The sequence below is a fragment of the Mesorhizobium sp. C268A genome (assembly GCF_040324475.1).
GTDB lineage: Bacteria > Pseudomonadota > Alphaproteobacteria > Rhizobiales > Rhizobiaceae > Mesorhizobium.
In genome coordinates this window covers 2,646,307-2,670,981 of the sequence record NZ_JAMYVX010000001.1, presented here as the reverse complement: position 1 = coordinate 2,670,981, position 24,675 = coordinate 2,646,307, and the positions used below count along the sequence as shown (strand labels likewise).

The 24,675-nt window shown below is 62.4% G+C and carries 23 protein-coding genes; 16 read left to right on the top strand and 7 right to left on the bottom strand.

Features of this window, described 5'->3' with window-relative positions; genetic code table 11:
• Positions 1–14 precede the first annotated feature (14 nt).
• Both mutM and NKL06_RS12910 read right to left on the bottom strand, forming a co-directional pair.
• The gene (gene mutM / locus NKL06_RS12915; protein WP_023692567.1) at positions 15–905 is read right to left on the bottom strand and encodes a bifunctional DNA-formamidopyrimidine glycosylase/DNA-(apurinic or apyrimidinic site) lyase; all 891 of its coding nucleotides are present in this window, start codon (positions 903–905) and stop codon (positions 15–17) included.
• On the bottom strand, positions 898–2,136 hold the full coding sequence (locus tag NKL06_RS12910; protein WP_023692566.1) for a phosphopentomutase: 1,239 nt from the start codon (positions 2,134–2,136) through the stop codon (positions 898–900). The genes mutM and NKL06_RS12910 overlap by 8 nt, the downstream gene beginning before the upstream one ends.
• Before the next feature lie 176 nt (positions 2,137–2,312).
• On the opposite strand from NKL06_RS12910, the gene NKL06_RS12905 reads away from it, so the two are divergent.
• The gene (locus NKL06_RS12905) at positions 2,313–3,266 is read left to right on the top strand and encodes a phosphate/phosphite/phosphonate ABC transporter substrate-binding protein (protein WP_023692565.1); all 954 of its coding nucleotides are present in this window, start codon (positions 2,313–2,315) and stop codon (positions 3,264–3,266) included.
• Between the two features lie 28 nt (positions 3,267–3,294).
• On the opposite strand, the gene NKL06_RS12900 is transcribed toward NKL06_RS12905, so the two are convergent.
• The 3 genes from NKL06_RS12900 to NKL06_RS12890 all read right to left on the bottom strand — a co-directional run bounded on the left by NKL06_RS12900 (position 3,295) and on the right by NKL06_RS12890 (position 5,154).
• Positions 3,295–3,930, bottom strand: coding sequence for a TadE/TadG family type IV pilus assembly protein (locus NKL06_RS12900; protein ID WP_023681990.1), 636 nt, complete (start codon positions 3,928–3,930; stop codon positions 3,295–3,297).
• A gap of 30 nt (positions 3,931–3,960) precedes the next feature.
• Entirely contained in the window at positions 3,961–4,578 is a 618-nt protein-coding gene (locus NKL06_RS12895; RefSeq protein ID WP_050587055.1) for a TadE/TadG family type IV pilus assembly protein, read from the bottom strand.
• A gap of 153 nt (positions 4,579–4,731) precedes the next feature.
• Positions 4,732–5,154 (bottom strand): pilus assembly protein N-terminal domain-containing protein, encoded by a 423-nt coding sequence (locus tag NKL06_RS12890; RefSeq protein ID WP_023681988.1) that lies wholly within the window; start codon positions 5,152–5,154, stop codon positions 4,732–4,734.
• A 346-nt stretch (positions 5,155–5,500) separates the two neighbouring features.
• On the opposite strand from NKL06_RS12890, the gene NKL06_RS12885 reads away from it, so the two are divergent.
• From NKL06_RS12885 to NKL06_RS12845, 9 genes are all read left to right on the top strand, one after another.
• Positions 5,501–5,689: a Flp family type IVb pilin gene (locus NKL06_RS12885; protein ID WP_023692564.1), complete on the top strand. Its 189-nt coding sequence runs from the start codon at positions 5,501–5,503 to the stop codon at positions 5,687–5,689.
• 207 nt (positions 5,690–5,896) lie between these two features.
• Positions 5,897–6,415: an A24 family peptidase gene (locus NKL06_RS12880; RefSeq protein ID WP_023688722.1), complete on the top strand. Its 519-nt coding sequence runs from the start codon at positions 5,897–5,899 to the stop codon at positions 6,413–6,415.
• 205 nt (positions 6,416–6,620) lie between these two features.
• A complete protein-coding gene (gene cpaB / locus NKL06_RS12875) occupies positions 6,621–7,433 on the top strand; it encodes a Flp pilus assembly protein CpaB (RefSeq protein WP_023669587.1) in 813 nt (270 codons plus the stop codon).
• On the top strand, positions 7,430–8,941 hold the full coding sequence (locus NKL06_RS12870) for a type II and III secretion system protein family protein (RefSeq protein WP_023692563.1): 1,512 nt from the start codon (positions 7,430–7,432) through the stop codon (positions 8,939–8,941). Before cpaB ends, NKL06_RS12870 begins: the two co-directional genes overlap by 4 nt.
• Before the next feature lie 13 nt (positions 8,942–8,954).
• Positions 8,955–9,692 (top strand): CpaD family pilus assembly protein, encoded by a 738-nt coding sequence (locus NKL06_RS12865; protein ID WP_023692562.1) that lies wholly within the window; start codon positions 8,955–8,957, stop codon positions 9,690–9,692.
• Positions 9,693–9,747: 55 nt separating this feature from the next.
• Positions 9,748–11,031 carry a CpaE/TadZ family protein gene (locus NKL06_RS12860; RefSeq protein WP_023692561.1) on the top strand — a complete coding sequence of 428 codons (1,284 nt, stop codon included), beginning with the start codon at positions 9,748–9,750 and terminating at the stop codon, positions 11,029–11,031.
• A gap of 86 nt (positions 11,032–11,117) precedes the next feature.
• The gene (locus tag NKL06_RS12855; protein WP_023688717.1) at positions 11,118–12,626 is read left to right on the top strand and encodes a TadA family conjugal transfer-associated ATPase; all 1,509 of its coding nucleotides are present in this window, start codon (positions 11,118–11,120) and stop codon (positions 12,624–12,626) included.
• A 155-nt stretch (positions 12,627–12,781) separates the two neighbouring features.
• Complete coding sequence (locus tag NKL06_RS12850; RefSeq protein ID WP_023669592.1) at positions 12,782–13,795, top strand: type II secretion system F family protein; 1,014 nt, start codon at positions 12,782–12,784, stop codon at positions 13,793–13,795.
• A gap of 40 nt (positions 13,796–13,835) precedes the next feature.
• The gene (locus tag NKL06_RS12845) at positions 13,836–14,852 is read left to right on the top strand and encodes a type II secretion system F family protein (protein ID WP_023692560.1); all 1,017 of its coding nucleotides are present in this window, start codon (positions 13,836–13,838) and stop codon (positions 14,850–14,852) included.
• Between the two features lie 113 nt (positions 14,853–14,965).
• On the opposite strand, the gene NKL06_RS12840 is transcribed toward NKL06_RS12845, so the two are convergent.
• The gene (locus tag NKL06_RS12840; protein ID WP_023669594.1) at positions 14,966–15,787 is read right to left on the bottom strand and encodes a tetratricopeptide repeat protein; all 822 of its coding nucleotides are present in this window, start codon (positions 15,785–15,787) and stop codon (positions 14,966–14,968) included.
• Between the two features lie 238 nt (positions 15,788–16,025).
• Here NKL06_RS12840 and NKL06_RS12835 point away from each other — a divergent pair, with 238 nt between their 5' ends.
• The 5 genes from NKL06_RS12835 (at position 16,026) to pdeM (ending at position 22,724) form a co-directional block, all read left to right on the top strand.
• A complete protein-coding gene (locus NKL06_RS12835; protein WP_023692559.1) occupies positions 16,026–17,387 on the top strand; it encodes a leucyl aminopeptidase family protein in 1,362 nt (453 codons plus the stop codon).
• A gap of 69 nt (positions 17,388–17,456) precedes the next feature.
• A complete protein-coding gene (locus NKL06_RS12830) occupies positions 17,457–17,807 on the top strand; it encodes a MarR family winged helix-turn-helix transcriptional regulator (RefSeq protein ID WP_023692558.1) in 351 nt (116 codons plus the stop codon).
• A gap of 29 nt (positions 17,808–17,836) precedes the next feature.
• Positions 17,837–18,697, top strand: coding sequence for a C40 family peptidase (locus NKL06_RS12825; RefSeq protein ID WP_023692557.1), 861 nt, complete (start codon positions 17,837–17,839; stop codon positions 18,695–18,697).
• Between the two features lie 764 nt (positions 18,698–19,461).
• Entirely contained in the window at positions 19,462–22,011 is a 2,550-nt protein-coding gene (locus tag NKL06_RS12820) for a ligase-associated DNA damage response DEXH box helicase (RefSeq protein WP_023692556.1), read from the top strand.
• Positions 22,008–22,724 carry a ligase-associated DNA damage response endonuclease PdeM gene (gene pdeM / locus NKL06_RS12815; RefSeq protein WP_023692555.1) on the top strand — a complete coding sequence of 239 codons (717 nt, stop codon included), beginning with the start codon at positions 22,008–22,010 and terminating at the stop codon, positions 22,722–22,724. The genes NKL06_RS12820 and pdeM overlap by 4 nt, the downstream gene beginning before the upstream one ends.
• 4 nt (positions 22,725–22,728) lie before the next feature.
• Here the strand turns inward: pdeM and NKL06_RS12810 are convergent, their stop codons facing one another.
• A complete protein-coding gene (locus NKL06_RS12810) occupies positions 22,729–23,700 on the bottom strand; it encodes a quinone oxidoreductase family protein (RefSeq protein WP_023688710.1) in 972 nt (323 codons plus the stop codon).
• A gap of 94 nt (positions 23,701–23,794) precedes the next feature.
• Between NKL06_RS12810 and NKL06_RS12805 the strand changes: the two genes are divergently transcribed.
• Complete coding sequence (locus NKL06_RS12805) at positions 23,795–24,673, top strand: LysR substrate-binding domain-containing protein (RefSeq protein WP_023688709.1); 879 nt, start codon at positions 23,795–23,797, stop codon at positions 24,671–24,673.
• The last annotated feature ends 2 nt before the right edge of the window (positions 24,674–24,675 follow it).

Genomic DNA, 24,675 nt, shown 5'->3' with positions numbered 1-24,675 from the left:
AAGGACCGTCTAGCTTACCGCTGGCAGGTCCGGCAATAAAAGGTCGAGCGGCCGCTTTGCACGATGCGCTCGATGTGGCCGCGACAGCCGGGCGTCGGACAGGGCTCGCCTTCGCGATCGTAGACCGCGAAGGAATGCTGGAAATAGCCCGGCGACCCGTCTGTGTGCACATAGTCGCGCAGCGAAGACCCGCCGGCGGCGATCGCATCGGCGATCACCGAACGGATTGCCTCGGCCAGTCGTTCGCTCTGTTCCTTGGCCTTCTTGCCGGTCCCGGCGATGGTGCCTGCCTCGCGCAATGGCGAAAGGCCGGCGCGCCACAGCGCTTCCGACACATAGATATTGCCGAGCCCGGCAATCAGCTTCTGGTCGAGCAGCGCCGCCTTCAACGGCGATCTGCGGCCCTTCAGCAGAGAGGCGAGCAGGGCGCCTTCCAGCGCATTGCCGGTCGGCTCGACGCCCAGTTCCGCGAGCATCGGATGCGCGTCGGCCAGGCCTTCCGCAAACAGCATGAAGCCGAAGCGACGCGGGTCGTTGAAGACCACGCGAGACTGGACGCCGACAGGCGACACGACATGGAACACCACATGGTCGTGCTTGGCATCCTTCGAGCGCTCTTGATGGAACGTGCCGGGCGTCTCTTTGTCATCAGCGGCCTCGATGCGGAACGAGCCCGACATGCCGAGATGGCAGATCAGCACCGGGCCACCGTCCAGGTGTATGGTGAGATATTTGGCGCGGCGGCCAAGCGCGATGACCGTCTTGCCGGTCAGCCGCTGCGCAAATTTCGCCGGAAACGGAAATCTGAGATCGGGCCGGCGCGCCTCGACGCGCACGATCCGCGCGCATTCCAGAACCGGCTGCAGGCCGCGCCGGACCGTTTCGACCTCGGGCAGTTCAGGCATGGCCGCCTATCGCCGAATGGAAGGAAGCGCCGTGGCGGCCGCGCGCCAGCTTGAGGTGTTCGGCGACCGTCTCGCCGATATCGGCGAAGGTGGTCCTGAGCCCGATGTCGCCGCCCGTGAGACCCGGTGCGGTGCCGATGACCGGGACGCGTTCGCGCGTGTGGTCGGTGCCACGCCATGTCGGATCGTTGCCATGGTCGGCGGTGAGGATGAGCAGATCGCCCGGCTTCAGCTTTGCCAGTGCCTCGGGCAGCCGGCGGTCGAAGGCTTCGAGCGCCGCAGCATAGCCGGCGACGTCGCGGCGATGGCCGAACTCGGTGTCGAAGTCGACGAAATTGGCGAACACCAGGTCGCCGTCGCCGGCATCGTCCATCGCGCCCAGCGCCTTGTCGAACATTGCCATGTTGCCGGGCGCCTTGCGTACTTCCGAGATACCGCGGTGGGCGAAGATGTCGCCGATCTTGCCGACCGCGATCACCCGGCTGCCGCGCCCGGTCAAGCGGTCGAGCAGCGTCGGCTCAGGCGGCGGCACGGCGTAGTCATGGCGGTTGTAGGTGCGCTCGAAGGTGGCTGATGTTTCGCCCAGGAAAGGCCGTGCGATCACCCGTCCGATCTTCAGCGGATCGACCAGCCGGCGTACCGTCTTGCAGAACTCGTAGAGCCGCTCCAGGCCGAAATGAACTTCGTGCGCTGCTATCTGCAGGACGGAATCGACCGAGGTGTAGCAGATCGGCTGGCCGGTGCGGATATGCTCCTCGCCGAAGCGCTCGATGATCTCCGTGCCGGGCGCATGGCAGTTGCCGAGAATGCCCGGCACCTTGCCCTCGCGGATCATCGCTTCGGTCAGTTCGGCAGGGAAGGCGGGCACCTTATCGGGGAAATAGCCCCAGTCGAACCGCACGGGCAGCCCGGCGATTTCCCAGTGACCCGACGGCGTATCCTTGCCGCTCGAAATCTCCTGCGCGGCGCCGTGGAAGGCGGAGGCTGAAACGGCGGCTTTGCTGTCGAATTGGAAGCCGGTTGCGGTTTCTGCTGCGCGGCCGAGACCGAGCGAAACCATGGTGGGCACCTTCAGCGGTCCCTCGCGCAGGCCCTCGCGATCGGCGCGGGTTTCCGCGCAGGCCAGCGCGATATGTCCGAATGTGTTCGAGCCGGCGTCGCCATAGCGTTCGGCATCGGCGGCGCCGCCAATGCCGAAAGAATCGAGAACGAAGAGGAAAGCGCGTGACATCGGTGCCGTCATTGCCAGTCTGGTTGACCAGACATAAGGTCCCGTCGCGGCATTGGCAAATCGTAAACCAGGCGGCAGCGGCCTGGCGCAATAGTCGCGAGGTCGGGCAGGCGCGCTGTACGCATCCTTGAGACATGCGATGCGCTTCAAGGAAACGGTGTGCGGGGCATGGATCGATGAGACGGGCTGACCTCGGTTGGAGTGCACTAGCGACCACTGTAGCGCTCCTGGCCTCGCAGCTCGCCGCGCACGCCGACTGGCGCGACCAGATCGGCACGTTTCGCATCGGCATCGTTGCCGAGCCGGGCGCCGGCAACACGGTTCCGGGTCTGGCCATGCTGACTGACGCCTACGGCAGGGCGCTCGGCATGAAGGTGGAATTCGTCGTCGCGCATGACTATGCGGCGCTGATGGAGGCGCAGGCCAATGGCCGGATTCAATACGCGGTCTATTCGGCGACCGCCTACGCCACCGCCTCGGAGCGCTGCGGCTGCGTCGAACCTCTTGTGGCGCCGGTCGACGCCGACGGTGCCACGGGCATCCGCTCCGTGCTTTTGACGCGCGACGGCAGGCTTTCCGATCTCGCGGCCCTGGAAACGCACCGCATCGCCATGGCGCCTTCCGACTATGTCGGCGGTTCGCTTCTACCGCTCGCCGGGCTGGCGGCCGACGGCATCAAGATCAGTCAGGATGCGCCATTCCTCGTTCATGCCGGCTCGGCTGCCGCCGCAGAAGCGATGCTGGCCGATGGCCAGGCCGATGCCGTATTCGGCTGGGAGCGGGCCACGGCGGAAAACCGGACGGCGATTGCTGGCGATCAGCCGGCTGATCCGGACGGCACGGCGGCGCGGCTGGAGGCGGCGGGCATTCCAGAAGCCGCGCTCCAGATCATCTGGACCTCCGGCGTGCTCAGATACGGCCCTCACGCCGTCCGCAGCGATCTCGACCCCGAAGCCAAACGCCGACTGACCGTCTTCCTCACCAATCTCAGATCGCAGTCGCCGGAAGTCTACGATTTCGTGGAATCGAAACATTCGGGAGGGTTCACGCTCGCCGCTGCGAGTGACTATGCGATGGCCGATTCCATCGTGCGCCTGGTGTCGGGCAGCACCGACAGCGGCGCGCAATAAAGCCGGGGTCGGATGGGCCAGAGCTGCTTCAGCAATCGCTGCAGGGGATCGACGTGGTCCGGCGCGGCCTGAGATAGTAGGTTTCGCTCATCGTTATCTTGCCTTCGTTGAAGGCCGAGATAAATCCGAGCGGCTTTTCGGAGCCTTCCGACCAGGAGATGATCGGTTGGTATGCTAGAGTGGTTTTGACACGAATGAGGAAAGTCCCCGCAACATTGAGCGTCGCCGGAACGGTGGTGGAAGTTGTCGGGTTGGAGTCGCGGCCAGTCTTCCCATCCAGCACGCTCCAGGACCACGCCACCTTTGCTTGCGGTATCGGATTGTTCGGGTCGGTTCTGATGTCGATTGCCGTAATGGAGATATTGGCGACCGAGCGGTTGTAAGGCTGAAGGCTGGAGTTGCCGATCTTCATGATGTCGGTGAGATCTGCGTTGACCACCGACGTTTGCTGCGTGACGAGGTCGGCAACCATGGAGCTGATGCGGCTGACCTTCTTGCTGGCCTCGATGGCTTGCGAGGCCTCCATCGTAATGAAATACATGATCAGCAAGACAGGCACGATGAGGGCAAACTCGACGGCCGCTATGCCGCGCCGATCGGAAAAAAACCGCGCCGCTCTCTTCCAGCTAACCGACATCCCCGGATGTGCCCCCGCACGAAACATGCACTTTTCCTTTTGCTTACACGTGCAATTTCAGTTGTCGAATGGCTCGTTTTGCCACGTTGTCGTCGCGTAATGCAGAGTCTTGCCGCCATCCATATTCGACATGTATTGAGCCATGAAATCGGTCATGACCGGCCAAGGGTAAAAGACCCGCAGCATGTTCTTTGATTCTGCCGGACCTATTGTAGGGGTCCCGAAAGCCGGGTCCTTGCCTGTATCCGGATCCTTGCCCGTCAGCGTGATGGTCGAGCCGGAAATCGTGAAACCCGCACTGGCTGCCCCGGCAAAGGTCTTGAACGGGCGCAGATCCACCAGCAAACCGGGGCAACCCTTCGCGACAATGATCTCGAGTCTGGCGCAGACCAAGCCCTTCAGCTTCTCTTCCGTCACATCGGCTTGCCTCAACTGGCCAGTACGCAACTGACGGGCGATATCATCGGTGATGTTGGCCATCACCTCCTGTCCGGCAAATGAAACGCAGCTCTCGAGGATGGCGAAGACGAGAGCCGCAAACGGTAGCGCAAGCATCGCGAATTCTATCGCCGTGCTGCCGCGCCGATCACGAAGGAAACGACGGGCAAACGTCACGCGCCCTGCCTTGGCCTTGCAGATCTCGCGTTCTGAATCCTCGTCCAAAACGTCGCCCATATCCCGTTCCTGCGATCCTGATGCGGTACCGTCAGCACCACTATCAAGAACCCATTTAGCTCCGGTTTGAATGACCGTTAAATTCGACCAGGCGACATTAACCGGCCGCTAACCGACGCGGCTTTCCCGAGACAATCGAGCCAACTGAGGCGCTTACTGCCCAGCGCTCATCTCGGCTTCGGACGACTTTTCCGAGTCGCTCTTGTACGAGCTTTCGCAATAGGGCGTGCAGGACATGGTCTGTACCGAGGCGCGCCTGTAGATACGCACGGACGACGCGTCCTGGCGCACCACGGTCACCTGCTCGTCGACGATCGGGCTGCCATCGTGGTCGAGGACAACCAGATTGGTGACGCCGAACCCCTTGCCAGTCAGTACGATCGTCGATGCATCCTGGACGGAGGCGTCGGCAATCGCCGGATTGCCGACGACTATGGTGTCGGCGGGGCGTGTCAGTTTGACGATCTTGGCCTGATTCATCGTCACTTCGATGCCGGCTCCGGCCTTGGCCGGCAGCACAAAAGCCGGGACGGCGAGAAGCGCGACAAGCAGGAATGACGATTTCATGGCAGTCATCAAGGCGCTCCACAGCGGCAAAACTTGTTCAAAGAAACATGAAGGAGATTGGTGAACCAACGGTTAAACCCTTGACCGGCGCCGGGGTATTCGCACCAATCCTGCTGCCAGCTAATATAACAATGCATCCTGCCGATAGCGTGAAATTACAGCTCTTCACGGGCAGGCGAGCTACTGTCCAGCGTTTAGTTTACGGTTAACCACGCAAGCTGTTCGAAGCGGGAAAGGAATCGGTAAGGCTGTTTATTAAGCCGATTGAAAGAGCTTCTCCGTAGATTGGCAGCATCCGATCAACCACCACAGAAGTTGACGGAAGTGCTGTAACACGTGGAGTAGGAGCTCTCGAATGTCTAATCTCATCGCACGTTTCGCGAAGGACGAATCCGGCGCGACCGCTATCGAATACGGTCTGATCGCCGCTCTCATCGCGCTTGCCATCATGGTTGGCGCTGGTCAGCTCGGCAATGCCCTGAACGCCAAGTTCACGACCATCGCGGATTGCGTGAACGATCCGACGAACGCTGCTTGTAAGTAATGATCTAGCATCCTGTTTCGACCGGTAGACTGGAAGGGCCGCCTCGCTGGCGGCCCTTTTGTCTTTTGAAGATCGTTTGGCTTTGGTCTTGCTGCGCCGCTTAGCGCGCTGACATTTCCCGGGATTTGACCCGGATGAGCAGAACTCACCAATCCTTAACCCAAGCCGCCTAACCTGCAGCCATCGTTGCCTTTCCATGAGAGACCGATGCTCAACGCACTGATCTTCGTTGTCTTTCCGTTTTGCATGCTTTTTGCGGCGATCTCCGACGCGCTGTCGATGACAATCTCCAATCGGGTCCCGGTGCTGCTTGTGGCCGTCTTTGCCGTGGTTGCGCCACTGACGGGTATGGACTGGGCAACTTATGGCTGGCATTTCGCCGCCGGCGGCCTGGTGCTGGCCGTGACTTTCGGTCTGTTTGCGCTCGGCGGCATGGGCGGCGGCGATGCCAAGCTTTTGGCAGCCACGTCCATCTGGATGGGGCTCAACATTCACCTTGTCAATTACCTCGTGGCTTCGACGTTCATCGGTGGCCTGCTGACGCTCGCCATTCTCCTCTATCGGAAATCGCCGCTGGCGACCTACACCAGTCACAATCCGGTCCTGCGCCATTTCGCCGACGAGATGAATGGCGTTCCCTATGGCATCGCACTCGGCATTGGCGGGCTGCTGACCTATCCGGATTCGCCCTTGATGGAATGGGCATTGGCAAGGTTGGCGACCTGATGTAGCGAACCTCCTCTGCCCTTCCGGCATCGATCCTGAAAAGAGGCGGCTTGGCCGCCTTTTTCATTTGTCGGAGCATGGTCGTGTAATTATGTAAACCTTGAATTAATCACGATCGTAAGCATTGTATTAACCTTGTTTTGACGATTGCCGCTGCAAAGTCCGGCCTGGCTAGGTGGTTGCCTAAAGGCGAGGGTTCGGACAGATGCCAGCATCCCGACTGATCATTCTGGGCGTGGCGGTGGCCGCGGCGGGTGGTGCAGGTTATGTTGCCAAGAATATGGTGGCGGTCCCGCCCCAGCAGGTCGTCGTCGATGCCCCGCAGGCGCCGGCCATCGCCTTGCAGGATGTGCTCGTGCTTTCCGGCGACGTGCCGATGGGAAGCCCGCTTGAGAACAATCTCAGCTGGGAGTCCTGGCCGTCCGATGGCATCAATGCGAATTTCATCACCCGTGCCGCCGAACCCGAAGCGCGGGAGAAGCTGAAGGGCTCCGTCGCCCGCATGGCGATGTACACCGGTGAGCCGTTGCGGCGCTCCAAGCTGATCGGCGAGGGGCAGAGCTTCATGTCTTCGATCCTGCCCACCGGCATGCGTGCCGTCGCCACCGCGATCTCGGCCGACACGTCGGCAGGCGGCTTTATACTGCCTAACGATTTTGTCGACGTCATCATGACCCGCAGATCCGACACCGGCAACGGCGGTAGCGGATTCACCACCGAGACCATCCTCAAGAACATCCGCGTCCTGGCGATCGATCAGACCATCCAGGAAGACGAGGAAGGCAAGAAGACCAGGGTCGGACAGACGGCGACGCTGGAGCTGACGCCGCAGCAGGCCGAGATCATCACCGTCGCCCAGCAGATGGCCGATCGCCTGACGCTGGCGCTGCGCTCGATCACCGACAACAAGGAAAAGGGTACCGATGAAGCCGACTACCTCGTTTCCGGCAATGGGCGGCGCGGAACGGTGCGGTTGATCAAATCGGGCGAAGTTTCCGAAGTAGGGGCAAGGAAATGAGGTTAGTCGCTAGACTGCCGGTCACCATGGCTGCGGCCATCGGCCTGCTTTTTCTCGGAGCCCATGCAAGTGGCCTCGTCGACGCCAAGGCCGCCGCAAAGAGCGTCGGGGTCACGGCCTCGACGGCTACGCAACGTGTCAAGCTTGGCCTCAACAAATCGGTGGTCATCGACCTGCCGAGCGACGCCTACGACATCCTGGTCGCCAACCCCGCGGTCGCCGATGCCGTGACCCGTACGGCAAGGCGGATCTATCTGTTCGGCAAGTCGGTGGGCGAAACCAACATCTTCGTCTTCGGTCCCAATGGCGAGCAGATTGCCAGCCTGGATCTGGCCGTTGAACGCGACGTCGCCGGATTGGAAGACTACCTCAAGCGCTTCCTTCCGAATGCCGAGATCAAGGTCGAGTTGCTGAACGACAACGTCGTCCTGACCGGGACGGTGGACACGCCGCTCGACGCCAAGCGCGCCGTCGACCTGGCAACCATCTTCGTGTCCGGCGGTGAAGCGACAACCGGCCAGTATTCGCAGACTGCGGCCGGCGGTTCCGCCAATGGCGGCGTCGACATCGACAATCCGGATGCCGCACGCCGGGTGTCGAAGATCGTCAACCTGCTGCAGATCATCGGCGACGACCAGGTGACGCTGAAAGTGACCGTGGCCGAAGTCAGCCGCTCGGTGATGAAGCAGCTCGGCGTCAACATGGTTGGCAAAGGCAGCTCCAACGGCATCAGCTTCAATGCGACCAGTGACACCTTCCCCGGCCTAGGCAAGCCGTTGTCGAGTTCGGGGGTCAATTTCGCCACCTCGGCTCTGCAGGGCTACATCACTGCGATGGAGCAGTCCGGCGTCATGAAAACGCTGGCCGAGCCTACTTTGACGGCCGTCTCCGGCGAGAAGGCGACCTTCAGGGTCGGCGGCGAGTACAATATGGTCAGCGCCGTTACAAACGCCAAGTCGGACGCCAATCAGAATGCCGACAGGGTTTGGACGGCTCAGAAAATCGAATACGGCATCGGCCTGGAATTTCAGCCTGTGGTGCTGTCGCCCGGTCGCATCAGCCTGAAGGTCAGGACGTCGGTTTCCGAACCGACCACCGAAGGCGCGGTCTCTTTCGGAGACACCAATATCATATCGCTGCGTAAACGTTTGGCCGACACGACCGTGGAACTGCCTTCGGGTGGATCGATGATGATAGCCGGCCTCGTCCGCGACGACGTCAGGCAGGCCGTAAACGGCTTGCCCGGACTGACCAAGATCCCGGTGCTCGGCACGCTGTTCCGCAGCCGCGATTTCGTCCGCAACGAAAGCGAGCTGGTCATCATCATCACGCCCTATCTGGCGCGGCCGGTGGCGCGCAACGACCTGGCCAAGCCGGACGACAATTTCAACGCCGCCGGCGATGGCCCGGCCATGTTCCTTGGCCGCGTCAACCGCGTCTACGGCACCATGCAGACAGACAAGCCCAACGGCCGCTACCACGGCGTTGTCGGCTTCATCTACAAGTAAGCGGGGAGCGGACATGTCTCAGTCAGCATCGAAGGCCATACCGGTCGCCACGACAGTGCGGTCCGGTGGTGCGCGGATCAGCCGATCGGCAATGCCGATCCTGGCGATCGCGATCGCGGCCTCGCTCGCCGGTTGTGCCAAGCGCGACAGCATCACGGTCGGGGCGATTCCCGATGATTATCGCACCACGCATCCGATCGTGATTGCCGAGAAGAACCAGAAGCTGGACCTCCCGGTCGGCGCCGGCGATCGCGGCATGACCGGCTCGCAGCGCGACACGCTTCTGGGCTTCCTTGACGGCTACGACAGGAGCGCTGCCCCGGCGCTGACGATCGCAACCCCGATCGGCTCGGCCAATGAGGTGGCGGCGACTGCCGCGGCGCGCGATTTCGCCAGGCTGGCGGTTGCCAGCGGCATCAAGCGAAACCGGATCGTGGTGACCTCCTACCAGTCGGTTTCCCCGGAAGCCTCGGCGCCTATCCGCGTTTCCTATATTTCGGTGAGAGCCCAGACCGACAAATGCGGGCGCTGGCCCGAAGACATCCTCGCAACCTCCGAAAACAAGCACTACGCCGATTACGGCTGCTCCTCTCAAAACAACCTCGCTGCGCAACTCGCCAATCCGGCCGATCTGCTCGGGCCAAGAAAGTCGTCCGATATCGACGCCGAGAACCGCGGCGCGGTGATCGACGTCTATCGCGGCAGAGGTATTTCGGACGAGTTCCTCGGCAGTTCGGAAGTGACGTATTAGGAGCGCCGGTCCCGCGTAGAGACCGGAAAGAGAAGTCACGGAAAAGAGCATGACGATGAGCAATCTTGCCTACGACACGCCCGGAGACGGCGGCGACAGCTCCCAATCGGATGTTGCAGCGATGCAGGCGCTGCGGCCGGTGCCGCGTATTTCTATCCAGGCATTTTGCGAGACGGAAGGTGTCGCGCATCCGGTGGAGCGGGCCGGCGAGGATCGCCGCATGGCCAAGGCGCATCTGAAAGTGCATATGGGCGGCATCGCCACGGCGATCGAATTCTATCAATCGGCGCCGACGCCGAACCTCATCCTGCTGGAATCGCGCAGCGAACCGAAGCAATTGCTGGAGCAGCTTGCCCAGCTTTCAGAATATTGCGATCCCTCCTCCAAAGTCGTGGTGATCGGCCACTACAACGATGTCGGTCTCTACCGCGAACTCATTCGCTTCGGTATTTCCGAATATGTCATCGCACCGGTGTCGATGGCCGATATCGTCTCCGTGGTGTCATCGATCTTCGTCGATCCGGAAGCCGAGCCGATCGGCCGCTCGATCGCCTTCATCGGCGCCAAGGGCGGCGTCGGCTCCTCGACCATCGCGCACAATGTAGCGTGGGCGATGTCATCGCTGTTCAAGTCGGAAGTGGTCGTCGCCGATCTCGACCTGGCTTTCGGGACGGCCAACATAAATTTCGACCAGGACCCTGCGCAAGGCATCGCCGAAGCCGTATTTTCGCCCGAACGCGTCGACGAGGTCTATCTCGACCGTCTGCTTGCCCAGTGCGCCGAACATCTGTCGCTGCTCGCCGCGCCCTCCACACTGGAACGTGTCTATGATTTCGATCCCGATGCCTTCACGCAACTCATCGATACCGCCCAGCGCAGCGTGCCGCTGCTGGTGCTCGACGTCCCCCATATCTGGACGGGCTGGACCAAGAACACACTGATCAAGGCCGACGAGATCGTCATCACGGCGACGCCGGAACTGGCCAATCTGCGAAACACCAAGAACCTGGTCGATATGCTGACGAGGCTTCGCCCGAACGATCCGCCGCCGAAGCTGATCATCAACCAGGCCGGCGTGCCGAAACGGCCCGAGATTTCCGCTTCCGACTTCGCCGAGCCGCTCAGCCTCACGCCGATGTCGGTCATCGCCTTCGACCCGTTGTTGTTTGGAAATGCCGCCAACAACGGCCGCATGCTGGGCGAGATGGATGCCAGGAGCCCGGTCGTCGGCATGATCAACGAAATCGCGCACGTCCTGACCGGTCGCAGCGAAATCAAGGCCAGGAAGAAGGCAGGCCTTGGCGGCCTGCTCGGCAAGCTCTCGCGTAACAAGAAATGACGCTCCCCTCCAAATCAAGAAGTAGAGCATGATGTCGTTCGAAAACCGCTTCGGCATCATGTTCTGGACGGAATTGGTAGTCGATCATGTTTGGTAAAAGAGGCTCCGACGACGGCGGCCGGTTCACCCCGGAGTTCCGTCAGCCAGCACCGGCGCCAGCGGCGCCGGCCACTGCAACGCCTGCGGACATGGCGGTACTTGCCCGGCCCGCGGCAGCGCCGCCTGGAGCGCCGGGAACCCCGCCAACTCGCCGTGCCGTTGAGGCGCCGTCGATGGCGCCGGAGCCGCCAAAAAAGATCCAGCGCGAAAAAAGTGAAACCTACTACGACACCAAGAGCCAGGTCTTCTCCGCGCTCATCGACACCATTGACCTGTCGCAACTCGCCAAGCTCGATCCCGAGAGCGCGCGCGAGGAAATCCGCGACATCGTCAACGACATCATCGCCATCAAAAATTTCGCAATGTCGATCGCCGAGCAGGAAGAGTTGCTCGAAGACATCTGCAACGATGTGCTGGGCTACGGCCCGCTGGAGCCGCTGCTCGCCCGCGACGATATCGCCGACATCATGGTCAACGGCTCCAAGAACGTCTACATCGAAGTCAATGGCAAGGTCGAACAGACCGGCATCCGCTTCCGCGACAATCAGCAACTGCTCAACATCTGCCAGCGCATCGTCAGCCAGGTTGGCCGCCGCGTCGACGAATCGAGTCCGATCTGCGACGCCCGCCTACCCGACGGCTCCCGCGTCAACGTCATCGCCCCGCCGCTCTCCATCGACGGCACCGCGCTCACCATCCGCAAGTTCAAGAAGGACAAGCTGACGCTCGATCAGCTGGTCAAGTTCGGCGCCATCTCGCCGCAGGGCGCCGAGATCCTCAAGATCATCGGCCGCGTCCGCTGCAACATCGTCATCTCCGGCGGTACCGGCTCCGGCAAGACGACGCTGCTCAACTGCCTGACCAACTATATCGACCGCGAGGAACGCGTCATCACCTGCGAAGACTCGGCCGAACTGCAACTGCAGCAGCCGCACGTGGTGCGTCTCGAAACCCGCCCGCCCAATCTCGAGGGCGAAGGCGAGGTGACCATGCGCGACCTGGTCAAGAACTGCCTCCGCATGCGGCCCGAACGCATCATCGTCGGCGAAGTGCGCGGACCGGAGGTTTTCGACCTGCTGCAGGCGATGAACACCGGCCATGATGGGTCGATGGGAACGATCCACTCCAACAGCCCGCGCGAATGCCTGAACCGTATCGAATCGATGATCGCCATGGGCGGCTATTCGCTGCCGCAGAAGACCGTGCGTGAAATCGTCGTCGGCTCCATCGATGTCATCATCCAGGCAGCACGCCTTCGCGACGGCTCGCGCCGCATCACCCACATCACCGAGGTGATCGGCATGGAAGGCGACGTCATCATCACGCAGGATATCGTGCTCTACAACATCAAGGGCGAGGACTCGAATGGAAGGCTGCTTGGCGAGCACGTGTCGACCGGCATCGGCCGTCCGCACTTCTGGGATCGCGCCCGCTACTATGGCGAGGAACAGCGCCTCGCCAATGCGCTGGAATCGATGGAGAAACGCGCTGACTGACGCATATCGAGGTTGGAAGCAATTCCAGAAAAAGTGTGAAGCGGTTTTCCCGGGAAAAGCGCGTAGCGCTTTCCCTTGGGAATTGCGTCAAAACAAAGCGATAGCGCATATCGCCGTTTCCTTGAAACGGCGATATGCGCTGGGGACCGAGGTCGATGTTCGGAATTGACACCACCGTACTGGCGTTCATCGTGCTCGCCGGCTTCAGCGCCGGTGCGGTCGCCTATGCCTTCCTGTTCACCAAGATGAGCAACGAGAAGCAGGCCGGCAAGCGGCTCGAGACGATCAAGGCCGCCGAGACCGATCGTTCGGTCGTCAAGGCTTCGCGCGACCGTGTCGCGGAGGCGGTCAAGCGGCGTAAATCTGTCCAGGACACGCTGAAACAGCTCGACGAAAAGCAGAAAACCAACGAACTCGCCGTCAAGAAGCCGCCGTTAAAGGCCCAGATTCGTCAGGCTGGCATGCAGGTCTCGATCGAGCGTTTCTATATCTACTCCGTCATTTGCGGCATCGCGCTGACGGTGCTTGCCTATCTCGCCGGCGCGCCGCTTCTGGTCCTGCCGGGCGCGCTGCTGGCGGGGGCGCTCGGCCTGCCGCGCTGGTTCGTCTCGTTTCGCCGCGCGCGCCGGGTCAAGGCGTTCCTCAACGAATTTCCCAACGCCCTCGACATCATCGTGCGCGCCGTCAAATCCGGCCTGCCGCTCAACGACGCCATTCGCCTGATCGCCAGTGAATCGCCGGAGCCGGTCAAGACCGAGTTCCGCCGGATCGTCGATTCACAGCAGATTGGCATGTCCATCCCCGATGCCACCTTGCGCATGGCTGAAACCATGCCGTGCAGCGAGGCAAGCTTCTTCGGCATCGTTATCCAGATCCAGTCACAGGCCGGCGGTAATCTCTCCGAGGCGCTTGGCAACCTGTCGCGCGTGCTTCGCGATCGCAAGAAGATGAAGGCCAAGGTCCAGGCGCTTTCCATGGAAGCCAAGGCGTCGGCCGTCATCATCGGCGCGCTGCCTTTTGTCGTCGCCCTTCTCGTCTATCTGTCGAGCCCGAACTACATCATGCCGCTGTTCACCACCAGCACCGGCAATCTGATCCTCGGCTGTTCCGGCGTCTGGATGTCGATCGGCATTCTGGTGATGCGCAAGATGATGAACTTTGAAGTTTAGGCCGACCTTGGAAAGCTCGAAACGAAAAGACTGAAAACGAATGACCGACCAAGTCGTAAAATCGCTGACCGATCCTGCCTTCCTGATAGCGTTGCTGGTTGGCATTGCGGTGTTCGCGACCGTCTTCACGGTGCTGCCGGCCCTTGGTGGCAATCAGCTCAAGACGCGCATGAGATCGGTGGCGCTGGAGCGTGACGAATTGCGCGCCAAGCAGCGCGCGCGGCTTGCCAATGAAGCCGATCGTCGCCGCAAGGGGCTGCGCGAAGAGCAGTCGATCGGCATGCGCAACATCGTCGACAGGCTGGACCTGCGGCGTGCGTTGGCCGATGAAGGCACGTTGCAGAAGCTCAAGGTGGCGGGCTTTCGTGGCCAGAACCCGCTGACGCGCTTCCTGTTCTTCCGCCTGATCCTGCCTTTTGTCGGTTTCGCGCTGGCAGCGATCTATCTGTTCGTGCTCGGCGGACTGCCGGACCGGCCGGCCTTCGTGAAACTGTTCGTCTGCATCCTTGTCGCCTACGCGGGTTTCTACGCGCCGATCCTTTACGTCAACAATCGTGCCGCCAAGCGCAAGCAGTCGATCCAGGCGGCGTGGCCGGATGCGCTCGACCTGATGCTGATCTGCGTCGAGTCGGGCATGTCGGTCGAGGCTGCCTTGCGCAAGGTCTCCGAGGAGATCGGTTCACAGTCGGTGGCGCTGGCGGAGGAATTCGTGCTGACCAACGCCGAACTCTCTTATCTGCAGGAGCGCAAGCAGGCTTATGAAAACCTCTCGGCTCGTACCGGCCTGGAATCGGTCAAGTCAGTGTCCCAGGCACTGGTCCAGGCGGAACGCTACGGCACACCCGTGGCGCACGCATTGCGCGTGCTGGCCTCGGAAAGCCGCGACATGCGCATGAATGCCGCCGAGAAGAAGGCCGCCGCCCTGCCGCCGAAGCTTACCGTGCCGATGATCCTGTTCTTCCTGCCGGTTTTGTTCGCCATCATTCTGGGCCCGGCCGGCATCCAGGTCAGCCAGCGCGGCATCTTCGGCGACCAGCACAGTTCCTCAAGCCAGTAGGCCTCGTTGCGGCCATACAAAGTGCCGCATTGCCATGCAGTGCGGCTCTTGTTTTTTCAGCTTTGATATGTGGACGGATTTTGCGCTGTGCGGGGCCGGCGCCCATGCGGCGCTCAGTTGGTCGCCGGCTTTGCCTTGTCCTGATCCTTGAGTTGGCTCCAGGCGTTCTGCTGGGCAAGCATCTGGCGAAGATAGGCTACATTGGCTTGCGCCTGTTCGGGCGAAAGCTCCTGCGAGGCGATCTTCTCGGCCTCGTCGAAGCGGCCCTGCAGTCCCACGACCAGCGCAAGGTTCTGGCGCACCCGGCTGTCGGCATTCGGTTGCTGGGCTGCCGAGCGCATATAGGTCTCGGCGGTGCGCAGATCGCCTTCCAGCACATAGGACATGCCGAGATTGGAAAGGATCGAGGGTTCGTTCGGCTTGAGGTCCAGCGCCTTGCGGTAGTTCTGGCGCGCTTCATCCTTCTGGCCAAGCTGGTCGAGAATGGCGGCCTCGGCCGACATCAGCCGCCAGTCCGGATATTCCGGTGTCTGCGCCCGGCGCACGGCGTCGAGCGCCGGCTCGAACTGGCCGTTGGCGGCCAGCGCCTTGCCGTAGGCGGCAAGCACGTCGCGGTCCTTGGGGTAGGCGATCGCCAGCTTGCGCATCACGGCAAGCGACTGGTCGGCATCGCCGTCCATCTGGAGCGCCGCCGCAAAATTTGTCGCCAGCCGCTTGTCGTTGGGGTTCTTTGCGTAGGATTCGCCCAGCCGCCCGGTCGCCCCGTGCAACTCGCTGGCCGACATGGTCTCCAGCGGTTTGCCGCTGGTGCGCCCGATCGAGCCGGTCGTGAGCTTGCTGGTTCCGCACCCGGCAACACCGGCCGCCAGCGCCATCAGCAGTGCCGTGGTGACCAACCGTTTGCCCGTGACGTTCATCCTGCGGTTGGTGGGCATCGGCACGGGGCTCTCCATTCCTGCGCGTGGCCATTCACGTGGCCATCTTCATCCCCGCAGAAATATTCTGTTAACCCTAACAGACAGTTAAAAAGTGAGCCGTCGGATCGGTGAACGGCCCGCCGGAAGCCACTGGCCTGGCACGTCCCATGCCCGGCTCTGTGCATAGATGTTGAAATCATTCGACGTCCCTGTCACTTGACTGAGGACGATCTGCAAGCCTCCCGGAGACCATCGAATGCCTGTCGAACTCATCGAGACACTAAGCACTGCCTTGCCGGTCCATCTGGTCGCGAGGGATGGACTGGAGGCTTTGGCGCTTTCGCCTTCCACGATCGCATGGGCGGCCGCCAACGGCTTTTCCGGCGAAGCCGGCAGGACGCTGGCCCTGCCCGGCGACAACGGTTCCCTTGCCGGCGCCTTGTTCGGCGTCGGTGATGGCGAGGGGGCGCTGGCCGTCGGCATGCTGGCGAGAGCCTTGCCGGAAGGCGACTGGCATTTTGCCGCCGCTCCAGCCGAGCCGGAACTCGCGGCCATAGCCTTGGTGCTCGGCGGTTACGTCTTCACTCGCTACGGAAAGAAATCAGGCAAGACGCTGCGTTTTGCGCTGCCGCTCGGCGTAGATGCAGGACGCGTCCGGCGCATCGCCGACGGCGTCTTCCTGGCGCGCGACCTCGTCAACACGCCGACCAGCGACATGGGACCGGACGAGTTGGAGAAGGCCGTTCGGACCCTGGCGGCCACTCACAAGGCCGAGGTGTCGGTGATCAAGGGGGATGATCTCCTGAAGCAGAATTTCCCGATGATCCATGCGGTCGGCCGGGCCTCGGTCGGAGCGCCGCGACTGATCGACATGGTTTGGGGACCGGAAGGCGCGCCGAAGGTGACGCTGGTCGGCAAGGGTGTCTGTTTCGACACTGGCGGCCTCGACATCAAACCGTCGTCGGGCATGCTCTTGATGAAGAAGGATATGGGCGGCGCCGCCAATGTGCTGGGCCTGGCCTCGATGATCATGGCTGCCGGGCTGAACATCCGGCTGCGCGTCCTGATCCCGGCGGTCGAGAATTCGATTGCCGGCAACGCCTTCCGGCCTGGAGATGTACTGACAAGCCGCAAGGGCCTCACCGTCGAGATCGGCAACACCGACGCCGAAGGGCGGCTGGTGCTGGCCGATGCGCTGGCGCTGGCCGATGACGAGGAGCCGGAACTGCTGATCGACATGGCGACGCTGACCGGGGCAGCGCGTGTCGCGCTCGGTCCCGATCTGCCGCCTTTCTACACTGGCGACGAAGCGCTGGCGTCCGAACTGGCTGCGGCCTCGGTGGCCGTCGAGGATCCGTTGTGGCGCATGCCGTTGTGGCGGCCCTATGACGGCAGGCTGGCGTCGAAGATCGCCGACATCAACAACGTCACCACGGACGGTTTCGCCGGCTCGGTCACCGCGGCGCTGTTCCTCAAGCGCTTTGTCGAACGGACAACGGGCTGGGCGCATTTCGACATCTTCGCCTGGAACCCGTCCGATCGCCCCTACGGACCCGCCGGCGGCGAGGCGCAAGGCATCCGTGCACTGGAGCGGGTCATTTCGAGGCGCTATGCCTAGGGTCGTGAGCAAAGCACACTGCCTCTAAACTGAAACGGAACCGAAACAATTTGCCGTCATGCTCGCGCGATGTCGATTTCGATGCGTCCGAGCCAGGCGTTGCGACTATGGCAGCAGGTGATGTTGTCGCAGGTGCGCGCCGGCGCGCCAGATCTCACCATGCGCCAGACGGCGATCCTGTTCACCATCTATCTCGACCCGCCGCCGCACACGGTGCGCGGCCTGGCAGCCCGCCTCAATGTCACCAAGCCGGTCATCACCCGCGCCCTCGACACTATGGGTGCGCTGAAACTGGTGTCACGCCATCGCGACGAGCTCGACAAGCGCAATGTGCTGATCCGGCGCACGGTCGAAGGCGCGCTCTTTGTCGAGCGCTTCGGGGATGGTATCGTTGCCAGGGCCCACGAACTGCCCATCTGATCAATCGCTGAATTAGAACGAGTACCGATTTGACTGCCAGGGATGCCCGCCTCCACGCCTTCCGTTCCGACCTCGCCGATGCAAGGCTGAAAGGGAAGGTTTCGGCCGATCGCTTCGTCACCGGCCGTCCGGCTCGGATCACAGCCTCCGTGGCTGACGTGCGCAAGGCACCGCGCCCGGATGCCGGCGTCAACACGCAGGTACTGTTCGGCGACGATGTGCTTGTCTTCGAGGAAGCCGAGGGATGGGCCTGGGTCCAGGCCGAACGCGACGGCTATGTCGGCTACGTCGGCGCCACCATGCTGGGCGCACGCGAGCATGCGCCAACCCACATCGTCTGCGCGCCGCGGACGTTCCTCTATCCCGGCCCGGATCTGCGCTTGCCGATCAGCGGTCAATTGTCGATGGGCTCGACGGTGACGGTAACCGGTGCTGCCGAAACGCGCGGCACGCAATATGCGCTGTTGCCCTCCGGCGAAGCGCTGATCGCCGGCCACGTGCGTCCGTTCGGCGATGTCACCGCCGATTATGTCTCGGTGGCAGAGATGTTTCTCGGCACGCCCTATCTCTGGGGCGGCACCTCCGGCTTCGGCATCGACTGTTCGGGCCTTGTGCAACTGGCCATGCGCATGGCCGGACGCAATGTGCTGCGCGATTCCGACATGCAGGCGGCAGGCCTCGGCGAGCCGCTCGATCCCGGCCCGGATTTCGCCGGACTGAAGCGCAGCGACCTGGTGTTCTGGAAGGGCCATGTCGCCGTCATGACCGACGCCGAGACAATGATCCATGCCAACGGCCACACCATGCTGGTGTCGCGCGAAGGGCTGAAGGATGCGGTCACCCGCATCGGGTATCTCTATGGCGCGCCGACGGGCTTTCGGCGGCCTTAGCTCCTTGAGCGGGGAGCCTGTAAATTGGGCGCGTCAGAGGCATAAAGAGATGTTTATGTCTCTATTAAAGAACAATGTCAGTAATGTAGACCTATTTTGCAATGCAAAAGAATCAATTGCATCGCAATATTTGCCTTCCGCCCGAATCGGAGTACTGTGAGTATAGGTGGGAAACCGTTGACGCTGGGTTTCTCTCCGTGGGAGGAGTCAAGTAAGCGTTTGAATTGAAACAACAATTTTTCCAACCGTACCCTATGGTTAGCGGTTGCTTAACTGCGTCTTGACTCTTGCCTTGTACTTTAGCATTCGTAGAGAACTAGAACGAAGAAACCGCCGCAAAGCTGGCGAGCCGGCGGCGGTTTCAAAGTTCATCTCCCGCAACGATTGGACGTCGAGCGCGGGAAATGGCGTTTGTCGCACTGACATTGAGTCAGAAATCTACGCCATGGTCAAGCTCGACGTTCGCACAACCGAACTTAGGAGCAGAAATCATGCCTAGAAAGTCACCTTGGAACTCGATCAAGCAGTCGGTTCACCACGACAATACCGAGTGCAATACCGGCAACAACATTGAACGCGAGAATATTCGCCAAGGCACTGGCAGCAAACCGCTTTGTGCCGAATGTTCGAAGCTGGACCAAGCTGGCAAATAATCCACGCTAAGCGAAGGGCCGGTCGGTGTTCCAAGTGAAACCCGACCGGCCCATTGTCTTTAGAGACGTGTGCCCTTGGCGGGCTGGTTGTTCTGGTTTAGTTCTAGGGCGGTGACCGAGCAGCCGCGCCTTGCCGAACATAATGCCACCGTCGCCCTGCCCGAGCCATTCGTCAGATGGTTCGGCGAAAAGGGCTGGTCGCCGCGCGCCCATCAGATCGAACTTTTGGCGACAGCTCAGGCCGGGCAATCGGTGCTGCTGATCGCGCCGACCGGCGCCGGCAAGACGTTGGCCGGCTTCCTGCCGTCGCTGACCGAACTGGCCAACCGTCCCAGGCGTAAACCCGGTCAGGCGCGGCGCGGCATCCATACGCTCTACATCTCGCCGCTGAAGGCGCTGGCCGTCGACATCGAGCGCAATCTCGGCAAGCCCGTGGAGGAGATCGGCCTGCCCGTCACCATCGAGACGCGCACCGGCGACACCCCTTCGCACAAGCGGCAGCGCCAGAAACTGGCGCCGCCCGACATCCTTTTGACCACGCCCGAGCAATTGGCGCTGCTGATCGCGGCCGGCGATGCCGGGCGCTTCTTCGAGGATCTGCGCTATGTCGTCCTCGACGAGTTGCATTCGCTGGTGACATCGAAACGCGGCCATCTGCTGGCGCTCGGGCTGGCGCGGCTGCGCAGCATCGTGCCCGGCCTGCAGACGATCGGTCTGTCGGCAACGGTGGCCGAGCCCGACGAGTTGCGGCGCTGGCTGGTGAGCCAGAATCCGCCCAAAGGCCTGGCAAGTCCCGATATGTCTGAGCTCATCGTCGTAACCGGCGGCGCGAAGCCCGAAATCTCGATCCTCGATTCGGAAGAGCGCGTGCCATGGGCCGGCCATTCGGCGCGCTATGCGACGCCGGAAATCTACCGCGAGATCAAGCGCCACAAGACCACCCTGCTGTTCGTCAACACCCGCAGCCAGGCCGAGCTGCTGTTTCAGGAATTGTGGCGGGTCAACGAGGATACCTTGCCGATCGCGCTGCATCACGGCTCGCTCGATGTCGCCCAGCGCCGACGCGTCGAGAAGGCGATGGGGGAAAACGCGCTCCGTGCCATCGTCGCCACCTCGACGCTCGACCTTGGCATCGATTGGGGCGATGTCGATCTGGTCGTCCATGTCGGCGCGCCCAAGGGCGCCAGCCGGCTGGCGCAGCGCATCGGCCGTGCCAATCACCGCATGGACGAGCCGTCGAAGGCGATCCTGATCCCGGCCAATCGTTTCGAGGTGCTGGAGTGCCGGGCAGCGCTGGACGCCAACTATCTGGGCGCCCAGGATACGCCGCCGCTGGTCAATGGCGGGCTCGATGTGCTGGCCCAGCATGTGCTGGGCTGCGCCTGCGGAGCGCCGTTTCGCGCCGACGATCTCTACGAGGAAGTGCTGACAGCAGCGCCCTATGCCAGCCTCGACCGGCCGGCATTCGACCGCGTCATCGATTTCGTCGCCACCGGCGGCTATGCACTGAAGAACTACGAGCGCTACGCCCGAATCCGCCTCAACAAGGACGGCATGTGGCGGGTCTCCAATCCGCGCGTTGCCCAGCAATACCGGCTGAATGTCGGCACGATCATCGAGGTGCCGGCGCTCAATGTGCGTTACGTCAAGGCCGGCAGCAAAGGCTCGGCTTCGCACGGCGGCCGGGTTCTGGGCAAGATCGAGGAGGCCTTCCTCGAAACGCTGACGCATGGCGACACCTTCATGTTTGCCGGCAAAGTCCTGCGCTTCGAAGGCATCCGCGAGAACGAATGCTTCGTCTCGAATGCGCCGGGAAGCGACGCCAAGGTGCCTTATTATGGCGGCGGCAAATTTCCGCTTTCGACCTACCTCGCCGAGCAGGTGCGCGCCATGCTGGACGACCCGCAGCGCTGGAAGAAGCTGCCCGAGCAGGTGTCGGATTGGCTGCGTTACCAGGCCGACAAATCGGTATTGCCCAAACGCGACGACCTCTTGATCGAGACCTTTCCGCGCGGCAACCGTCACTATCTCGTCGCTTATCCTTTCGAGGGCAGGCTGGCGCACCAGACGCTCGGCATGCTGCTCACCCGCCGGCTGGACAGGGCCGGCGCCAGGCCGCTTGGCTTCGTCGCCACCGACTACGCATTGGCCATCTGGTCGCTGGGCGATATGGGCGCGATGTTCAAATCGCGGAAACCTTCGCTTGGCGCTCTGTTCGACCAGGACATGCTGGGCGACGACCTCGAGGCTTGGCTGGCCGACAGCTGGCTGCTCAAGCGCACCTTCCGCAACTGCGCGCTGATTTCAGGCCTGATCGAGAAACGTCACCCCGGCCAGGAGAAAAGCGGCCGCCAGGTCACCGTCTCGACCGATCTGATCTATGACGTGCTGCGCAGCCATGAGCCCGACCACATCCTGCTGCAGGCGACGCGCGCCGACGCGGCGACCGGTCTGCTCGATGTCAGCAGACTTGCCGACATGCTCTCGCGTATCCAGGGTCGAATCGTGCATAAGGCACTCGAACAGATATCGCCGCTGGCCGTGCCGATCATGCTCGAAATCGGCAAGATGCCGGTGAACGGCGAGGCCGACGAAACGCTGCTGATGGATGCCGCGACTTTGGTCGAGGAAGCCATGGGTCCTGGGATGGTTGAGGAATGAATTTTTCGCTGGCGCGGGCATCGCTGATCGCCGAGGCCGACTTTGTCGGCATCGCGGGCGAGCGCGCGATCTGTGATTCGCGCGGCGTGCTCTATTTCCCTGATCTCAGGCTGCTCGCGGTCTCCGACCTGCATCTGGAAAAGGGCTCGTCCTTCGCCAGGCGCGGCGCACTGATCCCGCCCTACGATACCGGCGCCACTCTGCTGCGGCTGCAGGCGGTAATCGCGGACTACCAGCCGGCCATCGTCATCAGCCTGGGCGACTCCTTCCACGACGGCGGCGGCGCCGAGCGCATGCATCAAACCTTCCGCGATCGGCTGGAAGCATTGATGGCCGGCCGCGACTGGTTCTGGGTCGCCGGCAACCATGACCCGGAAGCGCCGGCGGATTTGCCCGGCGAGACGGTGCGCGAACTCGCCATCGGCTCGCTGCTGTTCCGCCACGAGCCGTCGAAGATAAGAACCGAGGGCGAAGTTGCCGGCCATCTTCACCCTTGCGCCCGCATCGTCCAGCAGGGCCGCTCGGTGCGGCGGCGCTGCTTTGCCGGCGATGGCGGCCGCATGATCATGCCGGCCTTCGGCGCTTATACCGGCTCGCTCAACGTGCTCGACCGCGCCTATGCCGGCCTGTTCCGCCGCGAGACGTTGATGGCCTATATGATGGGCGCCGCGCGCATCTTCGCCATTTCCGGTTCGATGCTGCGGCCGGGCTAAGTTTCTACGGTATAAGCACGGTTGCGCCTGTCGTCTGCCGTGCCTCGAGCCGGCGGTGCGCCTCCGCCACTTCGGCAAGCGGCATGCTTGTGTGCACCGGGATTTTCACTGCGCCGCTGAGGACGACGCTGAACAGATCCTCGCTCATGGCGACGACGTCCTCACGCCTGGCGAGATGATGGAACAGCAACTGCCAGGTGGCGAACAGCGAACCCTTCTGCATCAAAAGCATGATGTCGAATGGCGGGATCGACCCCGACGCTGTGCCGTAGCTGACGAAGGTGCCGAACGGCCGCAGGCAGTCGAGCGAGGCGGGGAAGGTCGCGTTGCCGACGCCGTCATAGACGACGTGGCAGCCTTCGCCGTTGGTGACCTCTTTCACCCGTGCGGCGAAATTCTCTTTGCTGTAGTCGATGACATGGTCGCAGCCATTGGCGCGCGCAAGTTCGGCCTTTTCGGGTGAACCGACCGTGCCGATGACGGTCGCGCCGAGATGTTTGGCCCATTGCGTCAGGATGAGGCCGACGCCGCCCGCCGCGGCATGCACCAGGATGGTATGGCCCGCCTCGACGCGAAACGTGCGGCGCAGCAGATATTGCGCCGTCAGCCCTTTCAGCATCATCGCCGCACCTGTCTCGAAATCGATGGCGTCGGGCAGATGCACGACGAAATGCGCGGGCACGATGCGTTCTTCGGCATAGGCGCCGAGCGTCTCGACATAGGCGACTCGGTCGCCAGGCGCGAAGCCGCTGACGCCTTCACCGACGGCGACGATTTCGCCGGCGCCTTCATTGCCGGGAATGAATGGCAGAGCGGGCGGCGCGTATTCGCCGGTGCGAAAATAGATGTCGACGAAGTTGAGGCCGACCGCCCGGTTGCGCACGCGCACGTCGCCCGGTCCGGGCTGGCCGATGTCGACATCTTCGTAGGCGAGCATATCTGGCCCGCCATGGCGGTGAACACGGATCGCTTTCATGGTTTTCTTCCCTGCGCTGTTCTCTTGAGTGTGAGATAGCGCGTGGCGAGATATCATTGTAGACTGATACCTATGACATCAGAGTTCAAACAAAATGATATCTGAGCAGATCGGCCTCGACCTTCTCCGCACCTATGTCGCGGTCTGCCGGCAAGGTAGCCTGAGCAGGGTCGCCGCGCAGACCGGCAAGACCCAATCGGCGATGAGCATGCAGATGCGCCGGCTGGAGGGCCTGCTCCAACGGCACTTGTTCCAGCGCACCGGCCGCGGTGTCGTACCGACTGCGGCGGGAGAGCTCTTTCTGGGATACGCGACCCGCATCCTCGCTCTCGGCGACGAAGCGGTGGCGCGTCTGCAGCAGGCTAGCATTGGCGGCGGCGTGCGTATTGGTCTTGCCGAAGAGGTCACCACGGCCGCGCTTTCGGCCGCGCTTGGGCGGCTGCATCGCACCTATCCCGACATCAGCCTCGACGCGATGGTCGAGCACAGCGTCGCGCTGGGACGGCTGTGGAGCGAGGATGCGCTGGATGTCATGATTGCCCCGACATCCGTCGTCGCGGCCGATGCCGTGACGACATGGAACGTCGAACTGCAGTGGGTCTGCGCCCAGGACTATGTGCTGGACCATGACCGGCCACTCGATCTCGCCGCCTTCGGCGCAACCTGCCCTTGGCGCAGGCGGATGATCGAGGCGCTGGTCGCCGCCGGCCGGGAGCACCGGATCGTCCTGTCGTGCCAGAGCGTCACCGGCCTTCAGGCCGCGATCGAGAACGGACTGGGCGTTGGACTGCTTCCGCCCGAATCCGTGCGCACTGCTTCGATGCGGGTGCTGAAGACGTCAGCCGGCCTGCCCGAGCCGCTCACGGTCCAATACGGCCTTTACGCGCACGACCGCAGGACAGCTGTAATCGATGCCGCGATCGAAATCCTGCTTAAGGATTTGCCGGCGGCGCCACGAGCACGGGCCGCCTGACG

Bases quoted from the DNA above. Each gene is read 5' to 3' on its own strand.
- NKL06_RS12885 (WP_023692564.1), top strand. From the start codon at position 5,501: ATGTCTAATCTCATCGCACGTTTCGCGAAGGACGAATCCGGCGCGACC.
- NKL06_RS12830 (WP_023692558.1), top strand. From the start codon at position 17,457: ATGTCGATTTCGATGCGTCCGAGCCAGGCGTTGCGACTATGGCAGCAG.
- NKL06_RS12880 (WP_023688722.1), top strand. From the start codon at position 5,897: ATGCTCAACGCACTGATCTTCGTTGTCTTTCCGTTTTGCATGCTTTTT.
- NKL06_RS12845 (WP_023692560.1), top strand. From the start codon at position 13,836: ATGACCGACCAAGTCGTAAAATCGCTGACCGATCCTGCCTTCCTGATA.
- NKL06_RS12895 (WP_050587055.1), bottom strand. From the start codon at position 4,578: ATGGGCGACGTTTTGGACGAGGATTCAGAACGCGAGATCTGCAAGGCC.
- mutM (WP_023692567.1), bottom strand. From the start codon at position 905: ATGCCTGAACTGCCCGAGGTCGAAACGGTCCGGCGCGGCCTGCAGCCG.
- pdeM (WP_023692555.1), top strand. From the start codon at position 22,008: ATGAATTTTTCGCTGGCGCGGGCATCGCTGATCGCCGAGGCCGACTTT.
- NKL06_RS12840 (WP_023669594.1), bottom strand. From the start codon at position 15,787: ATGCCCACCAACCGCAGGATGAACGTCACGGGCAAACGGTTGGTCACC.
- cpaB (WP_023669587.1), top strand. From the start codon at position 6,621: ATGCCAGCATCCCGACTGATCATTCTGGGCGTGGCGGTGGCCGCGGCG.
- NKL06_RS12805 (WP_023688709.1), top strand. From the start codon at position 23,795: ATGATATCTGAGCAGATCGGCCTCGACCTTCTCCGCACCTATGTCGCG.
- NKL06_RS12865 (WP_023692562.1), top strand. From the start codon at position 8,955: ATGTCTCAGTCAGCATCGAAGGCCATACCGGTCGCCACGACAGTGCGG.
- NKL06_RS12855 (WP_023688717.1), top strand. From the start codon at position 11,118: ATGTTTGGTAAAAGAGGCTCCGACGACGGCGGCCGGTTCACCCCGGAG.
- NKL06_RS12850 (WP_023669592.1), top strand. From the start codon at position 12,782: ATGTTCGGAATTGACACCACCGTACTGGCGTTCATCGTGCTCGCCGGC.
- NKL06_RS12860 (WP_023692561.1), top strand. From the start codon at position 9,748: ATGAGCAATCTTGCCTACGACACGCCCGGAGACGGCGGCGACAGCTCC.
- NKL06_RS12905 (WP_023692565.1), top strand. From the start codon at position 2,313: ATGAGACGGGCTGACCTCGGTTGGAGTGCACTAGCGACCACTGTAGCG.
- NKL06_RS12810 (WP_023688710.1), bottom strand. From the start codon at position 23,700: ATGAAAGCGATCCGTGTTCACCGCCATGGCGGGCCAGATATGCTCGCC.
- NKL06_RS12900 (WP_023681990.1), bottom strand. From the start codon at position 3,930: ATGTTTCGTGCGGGGGCACATCCGGGGATGTCGGTTAGCTGGAAGAGA.
- NKL06_RS12890 (WP_023681988.1), bottom strand. From the start codon at position 5,154: ATGACTGCCATGAAATCGTCATTCCTGCTTGTCGCGCTTCTCGCCGTC.
- NKL06_RS12835 (WP_023692559.1), top strand. From the start codon at position 16,026: ATGCCTGTCGAACTCATCGAGACACTAAGCACTGCCTTGCCGGTCCAT.
- NKL06_RS12910 (WP_023692566.1), bottom strand. From the start codon at position 2,136: ATGTCACGCGCTTTCCTCTTCGTTCTCGATTCTTTCGGCATTGGCGGC.
- NKL06_RS12870 (WP_023692563.1), top strand. From the start codon at position 7,430: ATGAGGTTAGTCGCTAGACTGCCGGTCACCATGGCTGCGGCCATCGGC.